This window comes from Rhodococcus sp. CH91 (genome assembly GCF_022554085.1).
GTDB lineage: Bacteria > Actinomycetota > Actinomycetes > Mycobacteriales > Mycobacteriaceae > Rhodococcus.
The window spans coordinates 410612-426483 of the sequence record NZ_JAKFYR010000002.1 but is presented as its reverse complement, the minus strand read 5'-3'; the positions used below and the strand labels follow the sequence as shown (position 1 = coordinate 426483).

Here is a 15872-nt window from a genome sequence, read left to right as displayed (position 1 = left end):
CTCAGCGGGGCCGCACCACAGGCGGATCGTAGGCGCGGATCGGAGGCAGATCGCCGTCGAACCGCTCCATCTCGACGAGCACGTGCTGCCCGGTGCATCCCTGGGACAGCGACGAGGTCCCCACATCCGGGGTGAGCACGTTCGGATTTCCGTGCACGCACATCGACCCGGGATCCGAGGGGTCGAGGGGGTCGTACCAGGCTCCGGTCGCGAGTTGCACGACCTTCGGCAGCAGCCCGTCGTCCAGGACGACGCCGGCGAGGCAGGAACCTCGATCGTTGAACACGCGGACGATGTCGCCGTCCCCGAGGCCGCGCTGTGCGGCGTCGTCGGGATGTATCCGGATCGGTTCACGGCCACGGATCTTCGACGCCTGACTCACGGCGCCGTGATCGAGTTGCCCGTGCAGGCGGGTGGCGGGCTGGTTGGCGATCAGGTGCAGCGGGAACCGGCCGGCCCGGGGAGAACCGAGCCATTCCTCGGGTTCGTACCACTTCGGGTGTCCCGCGCAGTCGTCGTAGCCGAATCCGTCGATCTCGGCGGAGAAGATCTCGATGCGGCCGCTGGGGGTGCGCAGCGGATTGCGCTCGGGGTCGGTGCGGAAGTCCTCGAACAGGGTGAGGTCGTCCTCCGTGCGCATGCGCACCGGGTGACCGCCGGACCAGAACTCGCCGAAGGGCGGCGGATCCTCGACGCGCCGGTCGTCGGCCAGGACGAAACCGCGCCACTGCTCGTAGAGATGCTCGATCCACTGCCGGGACGTGCGGCCCTCGGTGAATCTGTCGCCGAATCCGAGGCGATACGCGAGCGCCATGAAGGTGTCGTAGTCGTCGCGGGCGTCCGCGAAAGGCGGGACGGCCGCCTGCATCGCGACCAGCAACGGATCGTTGCGAGTGCAGGTGAGGTCGTCGCGTTCCAGTGCCGTGGTGGACGGCACCACGATGTCTGCGTGCTTGGCCATGGACGTCCAGTAGGGATCGTGGACCACGATCGTGTCGGGACGCTGCAGGGCCCGTCGCAACCGGCCCAGATCCTGGTGATGGTGGAACGGATTTCCGCCCGCCCAGTAGACGAGCCGGATATCCGGGAAGGTCAGGCGTCGACCGTCGTAGTCGAACTGCTCGCCCGGCCGTGACAGCAGGTCGGCGATCGCGGCGACGGGGATGAAGTCCTCGACGTCGTTGTTGCCCTGGAAGAGGGTGGGCAGCGGGTACGGGACGGGTGCGAGTCCGGGTTCGTTCATCGAGCCGTAGCCGTGGCCGAAGCCCCCGCCCGGAACGCCCAGCTGCCCGAGCATCGCGGCGAGGGTCACTCCTGCCCAGGGCGCCTGCTCGCCGTGGCGCACGCGCTGCAGCGACCAGGTGACCGAGACCAGGGTGCGTCCGGCGGCCATGCGGCGGGCGAGATCGACCAGGTCGGAGGCCGGCAGGCCCGACAACCGCGATGCCCATTCCGGGGTCTTGGGCACCCCGTCGGTGTGCCCGAGCAGATATTCCTCGAAGCGGTCGTAGCCGGTGCAGTAGCGATCGAGGAACGCCCGATCGGCGAGATCCTCGGTGGCCAGGACGTAGGCGAGCGCGAGCATGACGGCGACATCGGTTCCCGGACGCGGGGCGAACCATTCGTGCTCGCCGTGGACGTCGCTGCGGATCGGGCTGAACGAGACGATCCGCCCGCCGCGCGCCCGCATCCGGTCGAGGGCACCGCGGGTGGGGTGATCGCTCGTGCCCCCGTCGTTCACCGCGGTGTTCTTCAGCGGGATGCCGCCGAAGCAGACGATCAGGTCGGTCTCGCGTGCGATGACCTCCCAGGAGGTGGAACGCGCGAAGAGCTTCCAGTGGGTGCCCACCACGTGCGGCATGACGACGCCGGTCGCGCCGAGGGAATAGGAGTGTACGGAGCGGGTGTAGCCACCGAACATCTTCAGGAAGCGGTGGACCTGGCTCTGGGCATGATGGAACCGCCCCGGCGCCGACCAGCCGTAGGAGCCGCCGAAGATCGCGCGGTTGCCGTGCCGATCCCTCACCCGCCGCAGTTCGCCCGCGAGGATCTCGGTCAGCTCGTCCCAGGAAACGGCCACGAATTCGTCGTTCCCCCGGCGAGTGCTCGGCCCGGGCCCGTCCTCGAGCCAGCCGCGGCGCACCGCCGGACCGGTGATGCGGGCGCGGTGCCGCACCGAACCCGGGATGTTCCCCAGGATCGGCGAGGGGTCGCGGTCCCCGGCGTAGGGGTGTACCGCGACGACCTCGCCTGCCTGGGCCCGGGCCGAGAACATGCCCCAGTGCGCCATCTGGGAGAACAGTCGCTCTTCCGGCGCCGGGCTCCCGGAACTCACGTCAGGGCAGCGTTCATGTCAGGGCAACGTTCGTGTCAGGGCAGCGTTCGTGTCAGGGCAGCGTTCGTGTCAGGGCAGCGTTCGTGTCAGGGCAGCGACGCGACGAGCGTGTCGACGTCCACGCGCGGACCGGTGAAGAAGGGGGTCTCTTCCCGGACGTGCAGGCGCGCGTCAGTGGCCCGCAGGTCGCGCATGAGGTCGACGATGCGGTCCAGCTTCGGTGCCTCGAAGGCGAGGATCCACTCGTAGTCGCCGAGGGCGAAGGCGGGCACCGTGTTGGCGCGTACGTCCGGATAGCCGCGACCGGCCTTGCCGTGGTCCGCGAGCATCTTGCGACGCTGCTCGTCGGGAAGCAGGTACCACTCGTAGGACCGCACGAACGGGTAGACGCAGATGTAGTTGCCCGGGTCCTCCCCCGCGATGAAGGCGGGCACGTGGCTCTTGTTGAACTCGGCCGGCCGATGCAGGGCGACGTTCGACCACACCGGGGTGCTGGCGCGACCGACGATCGTCGTCCGCCGGAAGTCGGCGTACAGCTTCTGCAGATCTTCGAGATGCTCCGCGTGCGACCAGATCATGAAGTCGGCGTCGGCGCGGGTACCGGCGACATCGTAGAGCCCCCGCACGACGACGTCGGTGTCCTCGTAGCGGGCGAAGAACGCCTTCGCGTCCTCGATCGCGGCCGTACGGTCGTCGCCGAGCACACCGGGCCGAACCTGGAAGACCGACCACATCGCGTAGCGGAGGGTGGAATTGAGCTTGTCGTAGTCGAGACGTGCCATACCGTTCATCCTGCCATTCGCGCTGCCAGTCGTGCGGCCGCGGCCGTGCCTGTTGCGACACATGCCGGCACCCCCACGCCGTGCAACATCGCGCCCGCGATCTCGAGCCCGTCGATACCGGCGATCTCCGCCTCGAGGGCCGCGACGATCTCGCCGTGGTGTTCGCGGTACTGCGGGAGCCCGCCGTGCCAGCGCTGCACGAAGGCGTCCACGGGTTCCGCGTCGACCCCGGTGAGCGTGGCGAGATCCGCTCGCGCCAGCGCGATCAGCTCGGTCTCCGGCGCGTCGACCAGCGCGTCGTCGCCGAACCGGCCGAAGGACGCGCGGGCGAGCGCGACGGGCCGTTCCGCGAGATGCGGCCACTTCCGGCTCGACAGCGTGAAGGCCTTGGCCGACAGTTCCTCCCCCGTCGCGACGAGAATCCCGGAGTTCTGCGGCAGATCGGCGTCGTGCGGGAACGCGAGCGCGACCACCACCGACGACGCCGGGGGGATCTGTGCGAGGCACTGCGCAGCGGGCCGCACACTGTCGGCGAGCAGACGCGCGGCGTCCGGTGCGGGGACTGCGAGCACGACCCCGTCGACCTCCCCGACGGGGTCGATCGACCATTTCTCCCCGATGCGGCGGAGGCCGGACGCGGCCGTGCCGTAGAGGAACTCCGCATCCGCGGCGCTGACGAGCGCCTCGAGCAGTACGCCGTAGCCCTCCCGCAGCGTGCCGAAGACCGGAGCGTCGGACGGGGCGGGCATGGCCCGGGTGACGGCCTCGCTCAAGCTCGTCGCACCGGCGTCGAGGGCTGCGGCGAGGGTGGGCAGGGTGGCACGTACTCCCGCGGTATCGGACAGACCCGAGTAGACACCACCGAGAAGCGGGTCGACGCTGCGTCGCACGACCTGTTCACCGAATCGGGCACCGACGAGCTCGGCGACGGACACGTCCGATCCCCGCTCCCAGTGCAGCGGGACGGTGGGTTCGGCGGCGATACGGGCGAGCGTGCGGTCGTCGACGAGACCCGCCAGCGACTGCGCGGACGCCGGGATCCCCATCAGTGTGCTCGACGGCAGCGGGTGCAACTGCGACCCGGCGTACAGCAGCGGGCGGGCGCCCGAGGGATACACGATGCGGTCGGCGAGACCGAGTTCGGCGGCGAGTTCCGCGACCTCGGGGCGGCGCGCGATGAATGCTTCGGCACCGACGTCGACCGGGTCTCCGGCGAGCGGGACCGTCCGGAGCTTGCCGCCGAGCCGCGAGGATCGTTCGAGCACGACGATCCTCGCGGCGGGCCCGAGCGAGCGGCGCAGCCGGTATGCCGCGACGAGGCCGCTGATGCCGCCCCCGACGACGGCGACCGCCCGCGGGGTCACAGCGAATGCACCAGCTCGACAACTCGGGTGATGATCTCGGGATCGGTGTCGGGGAGCACACCGTGGCCGAGATTGAAGATGTGGCCGGTCGCGCCGGCTTCGATCGCCCGGTCCGCCTCCGCGACGATGCGGCGGACCTCGCGTTCGACGACCTCCCAGCCCGCGAAGAGGATCGCGGGGTCGAGATTGCCCTGCAGTGCCTTGCCCGGGCCGACGCGGGTCGCGGCGACGTCGAGGGGGATGCGCCAGTCGACGCCGACCACGTCGGCACCGGCCTCGCCCATGGCGCCGAGGAGCTCTCCCGTGCCGACACCGAAGTGGATACGCGGCACTCCGGCACCGGCGAGCTCGGCGAACACGCGCTCGGAGTGGGGCAGGACGTACTCGCGGTAGTCCGCGAGCGAGAGCGCACCGGCCCACGAATCGAAGAGCTGGACGGCGTCGACGCCCGCGCCGAGCTGTGCGCGCAGGAATCCGATGGCGACATCGGTGAGCTTGCCGAGCAGCGCATGCCAGGTCCGGGGCTCGGCGTGCATCAGCGCCTTGGTGCGCTCGTGGTTGCGGCTAGGGCCGCCTTCGACGAGATAGGACGCCAGGGTGAAGGGCGCCCCCGCGAAGCCGATGAGCGGGGTGTCGCCCAGTTCGCGCGTGAGAAGTTCCACGGCCCGCGCGACCGCCCCGACCTCCTCGGGCTCGAGGGACGGCAGGGCCGCGACGTCGGCCGCCGTGCGCACCGGGTTCGCGACGACGGGCCCCGTACCGGCGACGATGTCGAGGTCGATCCCGGCGGCCTTGAGGGGCACGACGATGTCGGAGAAGAGGATGGCCGCGTCGACCTTGTGACGCCGCACCGGCTGCATCGTGATCTCGCAGACCAACTCGGGGTCGAAGCACGATTCGAGCATGCCGATCCCGGCGCGGATCTCCCGGTATTCGGGCAGGGACCGGCCCGCCTGACGCATGAACCACACCGGGCGGTGGACCGGCCGTTCGCCGCGCGCGGCCGCCAACAGGGGCGCGTGTGGCAGAACCCTCCGCGAGGGGTACTCCGCGGGCACCGCGGAGCCGACGTTCGTGTTCTCCAAGCCGGTCATCGATCCTCGTTCTTCGGTCACTGCGCGCCTTCGGCGGGCAGGGCGTCGTCTGTGGGGGCCGCAGACCGGGATGTATCGTCCGCCGCCGTTGTTCCATGCTGCCACGACCGGCCCGCCCGCCGGAATCGGCGCGCCTCCCGCGTGCAGTGCGTCACCGGCACTAACGTCCGCTCGGTGACCACCTCGCATGCCGAGCCGGCCCGCTTCCGTTCCGCAGTCGATGCGATGAACGCGGCCACTGTGCGCCCGGAGATCGAGGTCGGGCCCATCCGTCCTCCGCAACGACTCGCTCCCTACAGCTACGCGCTGGGGGCCGAGGTCCTGCACGACGAGGCGGATCGGGTACCCGAACAGTCCGAGGGCGATGCATTCGGCCGGCTCATCCTCCTCTACGACCCCGACGGCGACGAGGCCTGGCACGGGACCACCCGGCTCGTCTCGTACATCCAGGCCGACGTCGACGAGACCCTGGCGGCGGACTCGCTGCTCCCGGAGGTCGCGTGGAGCTGGCTCGTCGATGCGCTCGACGCGCACGGCGAACCGCTCACGGCTCTGGGTGGCACGGTGACGTCGACGACCTCGGTCCGGTTCGGGGACATCGCGGGTCCTGCTCGCGCCCACCAGCTGGAACTGCGAGCCTCGTGGACCCCGCAGTCCGATCTCCTCACTCCGCACGTCGAGGCGTTCTGCGATGTGCTCGCATACGCCGCCGGTCTGCCTCCCACCGGAGTGGCCCGGTTGCAGCACTGAGTTGAGCGCATCGACACCGAATTTCTAGAACCTGTTCTACCCTGGGAGCCATGCAGCGTCTCAGCGGGCTCGACGCCGGTTTCCTCTACCTCGAGACCCCCAGTCAGCTCCTCCACATCTGCGGGCTGATCGTGCTGGATCCGTCCACCGTTCCGGGCGGCTACGACTATCCGAGCTTCCGCAAGGAACTCGAAGCGCGCCTGGCCGTCGTGCCCCAGTTCCACATGAAGCTGGCCGACAACAAACTCAATCTCGATCATCCGGTCTGGGTGGACGACCACGATTTCGATCTCGACCGCCACGTTCACCACATAGCCGTCCCGGCCCCGGGCACACGGATCGAACTCGGCGAACTGTGCGGTCACATCGCCGCTCAGCCTCTGGACCGCTCCCGGCCGCTGTGGGAGATGTGGATCGTCGACGGTCTCGACGACGGCACGATCGCGGTCGTCGCGAAGATGCACCATGCCGGGGTGGACGGGGTGTCCGGCGCCTCCCTGATCGCACAGTTGTGCAGTCTCGATCCGGCCGATCCCCGCCCGGAGCCGGTGGGCCGAGGTGCGGGCGACGCGAACGATCTCACCCTCGCACTGGCCGGTGCCCTCAACATCGCCCGGCGCCCGCTGCACCTGATGCGGATCCTGCCGTCCGCGGTGACGTCGCTGGCGTCGTGGATCACGCGGGCACGACGCGGTGACGCGATGCCCGCCCCCTTCACCGCTCCGCGCACACCGTTCAACTCCACCATCACCGGTCATCGCAACGTCGGATTCACCGCATTGGACCTCGACGATGTGAAACTCGTGAAGAAGGTCTTCGGCGTCACCGTCAACGACGTGGTGATGGCCATGTGCGCGGGTGCACTGCGCCGATATCTCGCGCGGCGCGACGAGCTACCGGATTCCCCGCTGATCGGGATGATCCCGGTCTCGGTCCACGAGACGTCCGAGCGCCCCGGACGCAACCAGGTCTCCGCGATGTTCGCCGACCTCCACACCCACATCGAGGATCCGGCCGAGCGGCTGCGCGCCCTGGCGGAGGCGAACGCGGTGTCCAAGGAGCACAACGCCGATCTCGGAGCGAACCTGCTGCAGGACTGGTCGCAATTCCTCGGATCAGCGGTCTTCGGTTCCGCGATGCGCGCCTATGCCGGGCTCCGGCTCGCCGACCGGCATCCGGTGATCCACAACCTGGTGATCTCCAACGTGCCCGGCCCATCCGTGCCGCTCTATTTCCTCGGTGCGCGCATGACGGGGATGTATCCCTTCGGGCCGATCTTCCACGGCGCGGGACTCAACATCACAGTGCTCTCCCTCGCCGGGAAGCTCGACATCGGACTGATCTCGTGCCCGGACCTCGTGCCCGACCTGTGGGAGCTCGTCGACGACTTCTCCCTCGCCCTCGACGACCTGATTCTCGCGGCCGGCGCACAGGAGCCGTGACGGCCGTCCGGACCGGGCCCACACGGCCCGGAACGGACGGGACGGAGTGCGTGCGAGGTCGACAGCGCTAGAGTCACGCCCATGTCGGCACCACAGAACGACGAGAACGCGAGCGAGCACGTGACGACGGTGCCGCTTCTCGAACCGCGCGAGGGTATCCCCGAGGTCGTCACGACCCCGCAAGGAGTCGCCGACGCGGCGGCCCGTCTCGCGGGCGGACACGGGCCGCTGGCCGTCGATGCCGAGCGCGCATCCGGATACCGCTACTCCGCACGTGCCTATCTCGTGCAGCTCCGGCGCGACGGTGCCGGGACCGTGCTGCTCGACCCGATCCCGACGCGGGACGCACTCGGCCCTCTCGCCGACGTGATCAACGACCTCGAATGGGTGCTGCACTCCGCCGACCAGGACCTACCGGGCCTGGCCGAGCTCGGGCTCCGCCCGGCGCGGCTGTACGACACCGAGCTCGCGGGCCGCCTCGCCGGCTTCCCCCGCGTCGGTCTCGCTGCGCTCGTCGCCGAGACCCTCGGGCTCGAGCTGCGCAAGGGTCACGGCGCGGCCGACTGGTCGACGCGGCCGTTGCCCGAGTCGTGGCTGAACTACGCCGCGCTCGACGTCGAACCCCTCGTCGAACTCCGGGAGGCGATGGCGCGCGAGCTCGAGCGCCAGAACAAGACCGAGTGGGCCGCTCAGGAGTTCGAGCACATCCGCCTCGCGGGTCCTCCCGCACCCAAAGCCGAGCGATGGCGTCGTACGGCGAAGATCCATGTGCTCAAGGACCGGCGCCGTCTCGCGATCGTCCGTGAACTGTGGACCACACGCGATCAGATCGCTGCACGACGTGACATCGCGCCGGGCCGGATCCTTCCGGACTCGGCGATCATCGCCGCCGCGGAAGCGAATCCCACCGGCCTCGACCAGCTGCGGGCGCTGCCGGTCTTCGGCGGTCCCCGGCAGCGGCGTTCCTCACGCGCCTGGCTCGACGCGATCGAGAGGGCCCGCGCGCTTCCCGAGGACCGGCTCCCGCCCGTCACCCCGCCGTTGACCGGTCCTCCCCCGGCCGGCCGCTGGGCCCGGCATCACCCCGAGGAAGCGGCACGACTCGCCGCGGCTCGCGCTGAGCTCACCGCGCTGAGCGAGGAGGTTTCGGTTCCCGTGGAGAACCTGGTGAGCCCCGACCTCGTGCGTCGTCTGTGCTGGGACTGGGACGTCTCGCCCGGAACCGATGTGGAGGAGTACATCGACGGACGTTTCGCCGAGGGCGGGGCCAGGCCGTGGCAGCGCGCCCTGACCGTGCCGAGACTCGCGAAGGCCCTCACGGCCACGGACTGACGGCCCCTATGCGGCGGCCCGCTCGGGCGCGCCGGCGAACCGCCGTCGCGCGTCGCGGAGAACGAGCCGCCCGGGCAGGTGCCGCACGCCCTGTGGCAGTGCCCGGTACAGCGGCGCCGCGACCTTCATGACGCGGTCGAATCTCCGCTGCTGCCCGGGCGTCCACGAGAACCCGTAGGCCTCGCGGACGCGAGGATCGAGCATCCCGAGCGTGAAGAACCTGTTGATCGCCATCGCCGGGCGAACGACGAACGGCAGGTCGCCGCCGGAGAGCAGCGCCCGCGCGTAGGTGCGGACGGTGTCGTCGACGACGAGGTCGGCGACGACACCGTCCCAGTACGCCTCGAAGGCATCGAGATCGGCGGGCCACATGTCGGCGGGCACCTGCAGCGACGTACCGTACAGCGCGAATTCCCGGTACAACCGCTCGGCATCCGCACGCTCGAGCGGCCCGAAGAATCGCTCGTAGATGTCGCGTCCTCCGTGGAACATCACAGCAGCGATCCACAATTGGAGCTTCGGGTCGAAAGCGTTGTATCCGCTCGACCGGACCGGCGCGTGGGCACGATTGACGAACCGCACCACCCGGCGACGTTCCTCGTCGTCGCCGAACGCCAGCAGGAAGATGTAGGCGCTCGTGTTGCGGAAGCGGGTGACGGGATCGATCAGCGCCCTGCTGTGCTCGACCACCCCGTGACCTACCGGAGGAAGCGCGATCTCCGTGAGAAATCTCCGGGGCGAACTCAGGAGGAACACAGCTTCACCCACCACACCGCGTACCGTTGCATCCGGCCGTCGCTGATTCATGCACGGAGCATGTCGTGCCTGATCACGTGGTGTCAAGCAGATCATCGTCATCGCAGTTCCCGAACTGCTCTCACGCTCGGCCGACGAGAATACTTCTTAACTTGTCGGCGCCCGGCCCCCTGCCTCGACACCATGCCGCCGACCCGGATCGCGCGCCGGAGACAGGTGGGGTGCCTCTCCTCCGGATTCCTCCGCCCGGGAAGTCCCCGCGGCGTAATGTCCCCAGGGAAACGTCAGTGCGTTCCGCCCTGTGCAGCACACGTCCGATCCAGGAGGCGTCCGTGACCCAGCCGTCGACCGCGCACGCCGCCAAGGTCATCGCCGTCACCGTTGCGGCCGCAGTGGGTGGATTCCTCTTCGGCTTCGACAGCTCGGTCATCAACGGGGCCGTCGACTCCATCGAGCAGAACTTCGGGCTCAGCGCGTTCGTGACAGGTTTCGCCGTGGCGATCGCCCTGCTCGGGTGTGCCGTCGGTGCGTGGTTCGCCGGACGGCTCGCGGACCGCTGGGGCCGTAAGCGCGTGATGCTGCTCGGCTCCATCCTGTTCGTCATCTCCTCGATCGGCTCCGGCCTGGCCTTCAGCGTCCCGGACCTCATGCTGTGGCGTGTGCTCGGTGGTCTCGGCATCGGTATCGCCTCGGTCATCGCGCCGACCTACATCTCCGAGATCGCCCCGGCGCGTTATCGCGGGGCACTCGCCTCGCTGCAACAGCTCGCGATCACGCTCGGTATCTTCGCGGCTCTCCTGTCGGACGCGGTCCTGCAGAACGCGGCCGGTGGCGCCTCGAACGAGTTGTGGTGGAGTCTCGAGGCCTGGAGGTGGATGTTCCTCGTCGGCGTGGTGCCCGCCGTGCTCTACGGCGTTCTCGCACTGACCATCCCGGAGTCACCCCGCTATCTCGTCGGCAAGGACCTCGACGAGGAGGCCGCAGCCGTGCTGGCGAACGTCACCGGTGAACTGCGCCCCGACGAACGGGTCCGCGAGATCAGACTGACCCTGCGTAAGGAATCCAACGCGTCCTTCGGTGACATCCGAGGCCCGTCCTTCGGATTGCAACCGCTGGTGTGGGTGGGCATCGCCATGGCGATCTTCCAGCAGTTCGTCGGTATCAACGCGATCTTCTACTACTCGACCACGCTGTGGCAGTCCGTAGGTTTCTCCGAGAACGAATCGTTCACGACCTCGGTGATCACGGCCGTGATCAACGTGGTCATGACGTTCGTGGCGATCCTGTTCGTCGACAAGATCGGCCGCCGGCCGTTGCTGATGACCGGCTCACTCGGGATGTTCCTGAGCCTGCTGCTGGCGGCCGTGGCCTTCTCGCAGGCCGAAGGCAGTGGTAGCGACGTCCAACTTCCGTCGCCGTGGGGTCCGCTCGCGCTCGTGGGTGCCAACGTCTTCGTGATCTTCTTCGCCGCCACCTGGGGCCCGATCATGTGGGTGATGCTCGGCGAGATGTTCCCGAACCGCATGCGCGCGGTCGCCCTCGGTATCAGCACCGCCGCGAACTGGATCGCGAATTTCACGGTCACCCTGGCGTTCCCACCGCTGACCTCCACTGTGGGCCTGTGGTTCCTCTACGGCATGTTCGCGTTCTTCGCCCTGCTGTCGTTCTTCTTCGTCAAGTCGAAGATCCCCGAGACCAAGGGAATGGAACTCGAGGACATGCGCACCTGACGTGTGCGTGGGGGCCGTGCCCGGCGATTCCGGGCACGGCCCCCTCGTACGCTGTGGCCGTCGCGGGGCGCTCCGGGTCGGTCAGCCCGCTTCGCGGTCGGACTGTTCGACCGCCGAGGGACGAGGCCGGTCGTGCGGTCCGTCGCCCAGTCCGGCCACCCAGCCGGTGACCTGCCGTGCCACATCCTGCGCGGTCAGGCCGAGTTCCGCGTGGATCTCGTTGCGGGAGGCATGGTCGAGGAACTTCTGAGGCACGCCGAGTTCGCGGGTGGGTACGTCGACGTGGTTCTGCCGCAGAGCAGAGGACACGGCCGATCCGACCCCACCGTGCACACCGCTGTCCTCGACGGTGACGACGATCCGGAAATCACGCGCGAGCTCGACCACGGCGGGAGGCACGGGAAGCACCCATCGCGGATCCACGACCGCCGCGTCGATCCCCTGCCGGGAGAGACGGTCGGCGACGTCGAGGGCGAGTCCCGCGAAGGCACCGACTGCGACGATCAGTACGTCACCGCTGCGCGAGTGCGGCATCCGCAGCACGTCGACCGTTCCCCCGATGCGCTCGGAGGCCGGAATGTCGTCCCCCACCGAACCCTTGGGGAAGCGCAGGACGGTCGGGCCGTCCGAGACGGCGAGCGCCTCACCGAGTTCCTCGCGCAACGTCGCTCCGTCGCGCGGAGCGGCAACCCGGATGCCGGGGACGATGCCCAGCAGGGACAGATCCCACATCCCGTTGTGGCTCGCGCCGTCCGAACCCGTCACGCCCGCACGGTCGAGCACCACGGTGACCGGCTGCCGGAGCAGCGCCACATCCATGAGCAGCTGGTCGAACGCCCGGTTGAGGAAGGTCGAGTACACCGCCACGACCGGGTGCATTCCGCCGAGCGCCAGGCCCGCTGCGGACGTCATGGCGTGCTGTTCGGCGATACCGACGTCGAAGGTGCGGTCCGGGAATCGTTCACCGAACTTGGCGAGTCCGGTGGGGCCGGGCATCGCCGCGGTGATCGCCACGATGTCGTCCCGTTGCTCGCCGAGGGCGATGAGTTCCTCGGAGAAGACCGAGGTCCAGTCCGGCGCGGACGACGACTTCGCCCGGCCCGTGCGTGGGTCCATGACCCCGGTGGCGTGCATCTGGTCTGCGAGATGGTTCTCGGCGGGCGCGTAACCGGCGCCCTTGCGGGTGACTGCGTGGACGAGGACCGGACCGCCGTAGGCCTTCGCCCGTCGCAGCGCCGATTCCATCGCCTGCTCGTCGTGCCCGTCGACCGGGCCGAGATATTTGATCCCGAGATCGGTGAACAGCACCTGAGGGCTGACCGCATCCTTCACGCCGGCCTTCATGCCGTGCAGCACCGAGTAGGCCGCCGAGCCGACCCAGGGGATCCGCTTGACCACGCGCCGGCTGTTGTCGAGCACCCGTTCGTAGGCCGGCTTCAGTCGCAGTGCGGCGAGATGGTCGGCGAGACCACCGATCGTGGGTGCGTACGACCGCCCGTTGTCGTTGACGACGATCACCATCGACCGGTTCTGACCGGCGGCGATGTTGTTGAGCGCTTCCCAGCACATACCACCGGTCAGCGCACCGTCACCCACGACCGCGACGACGGTCCGGTCGGCCTGCCCCGTCAGCGAGTAGGCCTTGGCGAGCCCGTCGGCATACGACAGGGCGGCCGAGGCGTGGGAGGACTCGATCCAGTCGTGCGCGCTCTCCGCACGGGACGGGTAGCCGGACAACCCGCCCTTCTGCCGGAGGCTGTCGAACTCGTCGCGGCGACCCGTGAGGATCTTGTGGACGTAGGCCTGATGACCGGTGTCGAACAGGATCGGATCACGCGGTGAATCGAAGACCCGGTGCAGCGCGATGGTCAGCTCGACGACACCGAGATTGGGCCCGAGGTGACCTCCGGTCGCCGCGACCTTCTCGACCAGGAATTCCCGGATCTCTCCCGCGAGCTCGGTGAGCTCGACGGGGGAGAGCCGACGTAGATCGTCGGGCGACTGGATGCGGGACAGAACACCCAACTGGAACAGCTCCCTCCGGCTCGTGCCTCACGCGTGTCGCGCGAGCGATTTCCTCAGTCTACGGAGCGCGGGAGCGGAGCGTCTCTCCCCACCGCCTCGGTCCGGTGTGACCTCCTGGTCATCGATGGACGGATCGTTCCGGCGTGATCGATGTCACCCTCGGGAGGCGGCGTCCGCGTGATCGGCCGGGGACGACTCCTCGACGAGGTCGATGGTGGTGCGCAGCGCCCGGTTCGGGATGAGTACCACTGCTATCAGGGTAACCACCGCGAACGCCGCCGCGACGACGAAGAGGGTGCCGGTCGCATCCCCGTAGGCGTGCTGGATCACCTCGGCCACCGGTGCTGGCATCGCTGCGAGGTCGAGACCGGTGTCGGCACTCCCCGACGATGCGTCGATCCCCAGCCGGGCCAGTCCGTCCGCCGAGATCGTCGCCACCCGGGCCGCGAGGATCGAGCCGAGCACCGAGACCCCGATCGCACCACCGAAGGTGCGGAAGAAGGCCACCGAACTGCTCGCAGCGCCGATGTTGCGCACACTCACGGTGTTCTGTACGGCGAGGACGAGATTCTGCATGAGCATGCCGGTACCGAGACCCACGATCGCGATGTACACGCTGATCAGGGTCAGCGAGGTGAGGTGGTCGACCGTCCCGAGCAAGCCGAATCCGACCATCTGCAGGACGGCGCCGCCGATCAGGAATCCCTTCCACTTGCCGAAGCGCGTGATCAGTTGTCCCGAGAGCATGGACGAGACGAGCGTTCCGGCCACCATCGGGATGGTGAGCAGACCGGCGACCGTCGGGCTGTAACCGCGTGCGGTCTGGAAGTACTGGCCGAGGAAGGTGGTGGCGCCGAACAAGCCGATGCCGACCGCCACGGAAGCGATGATCGCGAGAGCGGTGGTCCGCTCGCCGACGATCTTCAGCGGGATGATCGGGTCGGCGACCTTCGACTCGACGATCAGCGTGGCGACGAGCAGCACCGCACCGACGCCCACGTACAGAGCCGATTCGACGGAGAACCATTCGTAATAGCCGGCCTTGCCCGCGAAGGACACCCAGATGAGCAGGACGCTCACCGCTGCCGTGATGAGCGTGGCGCCGAGCCAGTCGATGCTGACGTTGTCCTTGCGGACGGTCACGACGTGCAGCGTGCGCTGCAGCAACACGAGGGCCACGACGGCGATCGGCACGCAGACGTAGAAGCACCAGCGCCACCCGAGGGCATCGACGATGACACCGCCGAGCACGGGGCCACCGGACATCGCCACGGCCATGACGGCACCCATGTAACCGGAATACCGACCGCGTTCACGGGGCGGGATGATGCTGCCGATGATCGCGACGACCAGGGCGGTCAGACCACCCATGCCGATGCCCTGGATCACGCGGGCGCCCAGCAGCACCGGCACGTTGTGCGCGAGCCCGGCCAGTACGGAACCGGCGACGAAGATCAGGATCCCGAGCTGGACGAGGAGCTTCTTGTTGAACAGGTCCGCGAACTTGCCCCAGATCGGCGTCGACGCGGCGTTCGCGAGCAGTGCGGTGGTGATGACCCACGCGTACTGGGTCTGGTTGCCGTTGAGGTCGGCGATGATCGTGGGCAGCGCGGTGGAGACGATGGTGCTGCTCAGCATGGCCGTGAACAGCGCTGCGAGCAGACCCGACAGCACCACGAGGATTTCCCGATGGGTCATCGGTTCCTCGGCGGCCGCCGCGGGAGCCGCGGGTTGCGCTCCCGGTCCGGAGACGGTGGTCATGAATTCGTCCTTCGAGTATCGACAACCAGCGGAGTCAGGGAGGCGGTGAGCCGCTCGAGCGTCGCGATGGCACCGGCGATCTGTTCCTCGTCCCAGTCCGCCAGTTCGGCGGACAGACGTTCGGTGCGGCGCTTCTTCACGAGATCGAGTACTTCGATCCCGGCGACCGAACAGCTCACCCGGTGCGCGCGACGGTCGTCGGGATCCGGGTGCCGGTCCACGAGCCCTCGCTCCACGAGTTCGGCGATCTGTCTACTCAGCGACGACTGGCTGACGCACATCTCCACCGCGAGTTCGCTGGGGCGGCACTCCCCCATCCGGGCGAGCACGAACAGCACCGCGACGAGCGCGGAGGGCAGCACGTCGGTGTCGTGGTGCACGAGAGCACCACGCAGCGTCCGACCGAACAGGAAGATGGCGTCGGCGAGCTCGTGGGCCTGGGTCTTGTCCGGCACAGCGAACCTCCGGCTGGTGAACTAATTGATTACGTCATGCAACTAT

General features: G+C 68.7%; 12 protein-coding genes. 4 read left to right on the top strand and 8 right to left on the bottom strand.

The genetic code is table 11. The features are described 5' to 3' along the window. Position 1 precedes the first annotated feature (1 nt). The 4 genes from MOM01_RS05620 to hemE form a co-directional block, all read right to left on the bottom strand. The gene (locus MOM01_RS05620; protein ID WP_241384641.1) at positions 2-2290 is read right to left on the bottom strand and encodes a molybdopterin-dependent oxidoreductase; all 2289 of its coding nucleotides are present in this window, start codon (positions 2288-2290) and stop codon (positions 2-4) included. Between the two features lie 131 nt (positions 2291-2421). After that, on the bottom strand, positions 2422-3117 hold the full coding sequence (hemQ, locus tag MOM01_RS05615) for a hydrogen peroxide-dependent heme synthase (RefSeq protein WP_241384398.1): 696 nt from the start codon (positions 3115-3117) through the stop codon (positions 2422-2424). A 5-nt stretch (positions 3118-3122) separates the two neighbouring features. After that, positions 3123-4481: a protoporphyrinogen oxidase gene (locus MOM01_RS05610; RefSeq protein WP_241384397.1), complete on the bottom strand. Its 1359-nt coding sequence runs from the start codon at positions 4479-4481 to the stop codon at positions 3123-3125. Then, a complete protein-coding gene (gene hemE / locus MOM01_RS05605) occupies positions 4478-5575 on the bottom strand; it encodes a uroporphyrinogen decarboxylase (RefSeq protein ID WP_241384396.1) in 1098 nt (365 codons plus the stop codon). Before hemE ends, MOM01_RS05610 begins: the two co-directional genes overlap by 4 nt. Positions 5576-5749: 174 nt before the next feature. Between hemE and MOM01_RS05600 the strand changes: the two genes are divergently transcribed. The 3 genes from MOM01_RS05600 to MOM01_RS05590 all read left to right on the top strand — a co-directional run bounded on the left by MOM01_RS05600 (position 5750) and on the right by MOM01_RS05590 (position 9099). Next, a complete protein-coding gene (locus tag MOM01_RS05600) occupies positions 5750-6325 on the top strand; it encodes a DUF3000 domain-containing protein (RefSeq protein WP_241384395.1) in 576 nt (191 codons plus the stop codon). Positions 6326-6375: 50 nt separating this feature from the next. Then, on the top strand, positions 6376-7767 hold the full coding sequence (locus tag MOM01_RS05595; protein ID WP_241384394.1) for a WS/DGAT/MGAT family O-acyltransferase: 1392 nt from the start codon (positions 6376-6378) through the stop codon (positions 7765-7767). Between the two features lie 81 nt (positions 7768-7848). After that, the gene (locus MOM01_RS05590; RefSeq protein ID WP_241384393.1) at positions 7849-9099 is read left to right on the top strand and encodes a ribonuclease D; all 1251 of its coding nucleotides are present in this window, start codon (positions 7849-7851) and stop codon (positions 9097-9099) included. A 6-nt stretch (positions 9100-9105) separates the two neighbouring features. On the opposite strand, the gene MOM01_RS05585 is transcribed toward MOM01_RS05590, so the two are convergent. Beyond that, positions 9106-9906 carry an oxygenase MpaB family protein gene (locus tag MOM01_RS05585; protein ID WP_241384392.1) on the bottom strand — a complete coding sequence of 267 codons (801 nt, stop codon included), beginning with the start codon at positions 9904-9906 and terminating at the stop codon, positions 9106-9108. Positions 9907-10187: 281 nt separating this feature from the next. On the opposite strand from MOM01_RS05585, the gene MOM01_RS05580 reads away from it, so the two are divergent. After that, positions 10188-11585: a sugar porter family MFS transporter gene (locus MOM01_RS05580; RefSeq protein WP_241384391.1), complete on the top strand. Its 1398-nt coding sequence runs from the start codon at positions 10188-10190 to the stop codon at positions 11583-11585. 81 nt (positions 11586-11666) lie between these two features. Here the strand turns inward: MOM01_RS05580 and dxs are convergent, their stop codons facing one another. The 3 genes from dxs to MOM01_RS05565 form a co-directional block, all read right to left on the bottom strand. Next, positions 11667-13610 carry a 1-deoxy-D-xylulose-5-phosphate synthase gene (dxs, locus tag MOM01_RS05575; RefSeq protein ID WP_241384390.1) on the bottom strand — a complete coding sequence of 648 codons (1944 nt, stop codon included), beginning with the start codon at positions 13608-13610 and terminating at the stop codon, positions 11667-11669. Between the two features lie 153 nt (positions 13611-13763). Then, positions 13764-15371, bottom strand: a complete 1608-nt coding sequence (locus MOM01_RS05570) for an MDR family MFS transporter (protein WP_241384389.1) — start codon at positions 15369-15371, stop codon at positions 13764-13766. Beyond that, the gene (locus MOM01_RS05565; protein ID WP_241384388.1) at positions 15368-15826 is read right to left on the bottom strand and encodes a MarR family winged helix-turn-helix transcriptional regulator; all 459 of its coding nucleotides are present in this window, start codon (positions 15824-15826) and stop codon (positions 15368-15370) included. Before MOM01_RS05565 ends, MOM01_RS05570 begins: the two co-directional genes overlap by 4 nt. Positions 15827-15872: the final 46 nt, after the last annotated feature.

What these genes read in the sequence shown, in the direction of transcription:
- MOM01_RS05620 (WP_241384641.1), bottom strand. Translation starts at nt 2,290, where the DNA reads ATGGCGCACTGGGGCATGTTCTCGGCCCGGGCCCAGGCAGGCGAGGTC.
- hemQ (WP_241384398.1), bottom strand. Translation starts at nt 3,117, where the DNA reads ATGGCACGTCTCGACTACGACAAGCTCAATTCCACCCTCCGCTACGCG.
- hemE (WP_241384396.1), bottom strand. Translation starts at nt 5,575, where the DNA reads ATGACCGGCTTGGAGAACACGAACGTCGGCTCCGCGGTGCCCGCGGAG.
- MOM01_RS05595 (WP_241384394.1), top strand. Translation starts at nt 6,376, where the DNA reads ATGCAGCGTCTCAGCGGGCTCGACGCCGGTTTCCTCTACCTCGAGACC.
- MOM01_RS05590 (WP_241384393.1), top strand. Translation starts at nt 7,849, where the DNA reads ATGTCGGCACCACAGAACGACGAGAACGCGAGCGAGCACGTGACGACG.
- MOM01_RS05585 (WP_241384392.1), bottom strand. Translation starts at nt 9,906, where the DNA reads ATGAATCAGCGACGGCCGGATGCAACGGTACGCGGTGTGGTGGGTGAA.
- MOM01_RS05570 (WP_241384389.1), bottom strand. Translation starts at nt 15,371, where the DNA reads ATGACCACCGTCTCCGGACCGGGAGCGCAACCCGCGGCTCCCGCGGCG.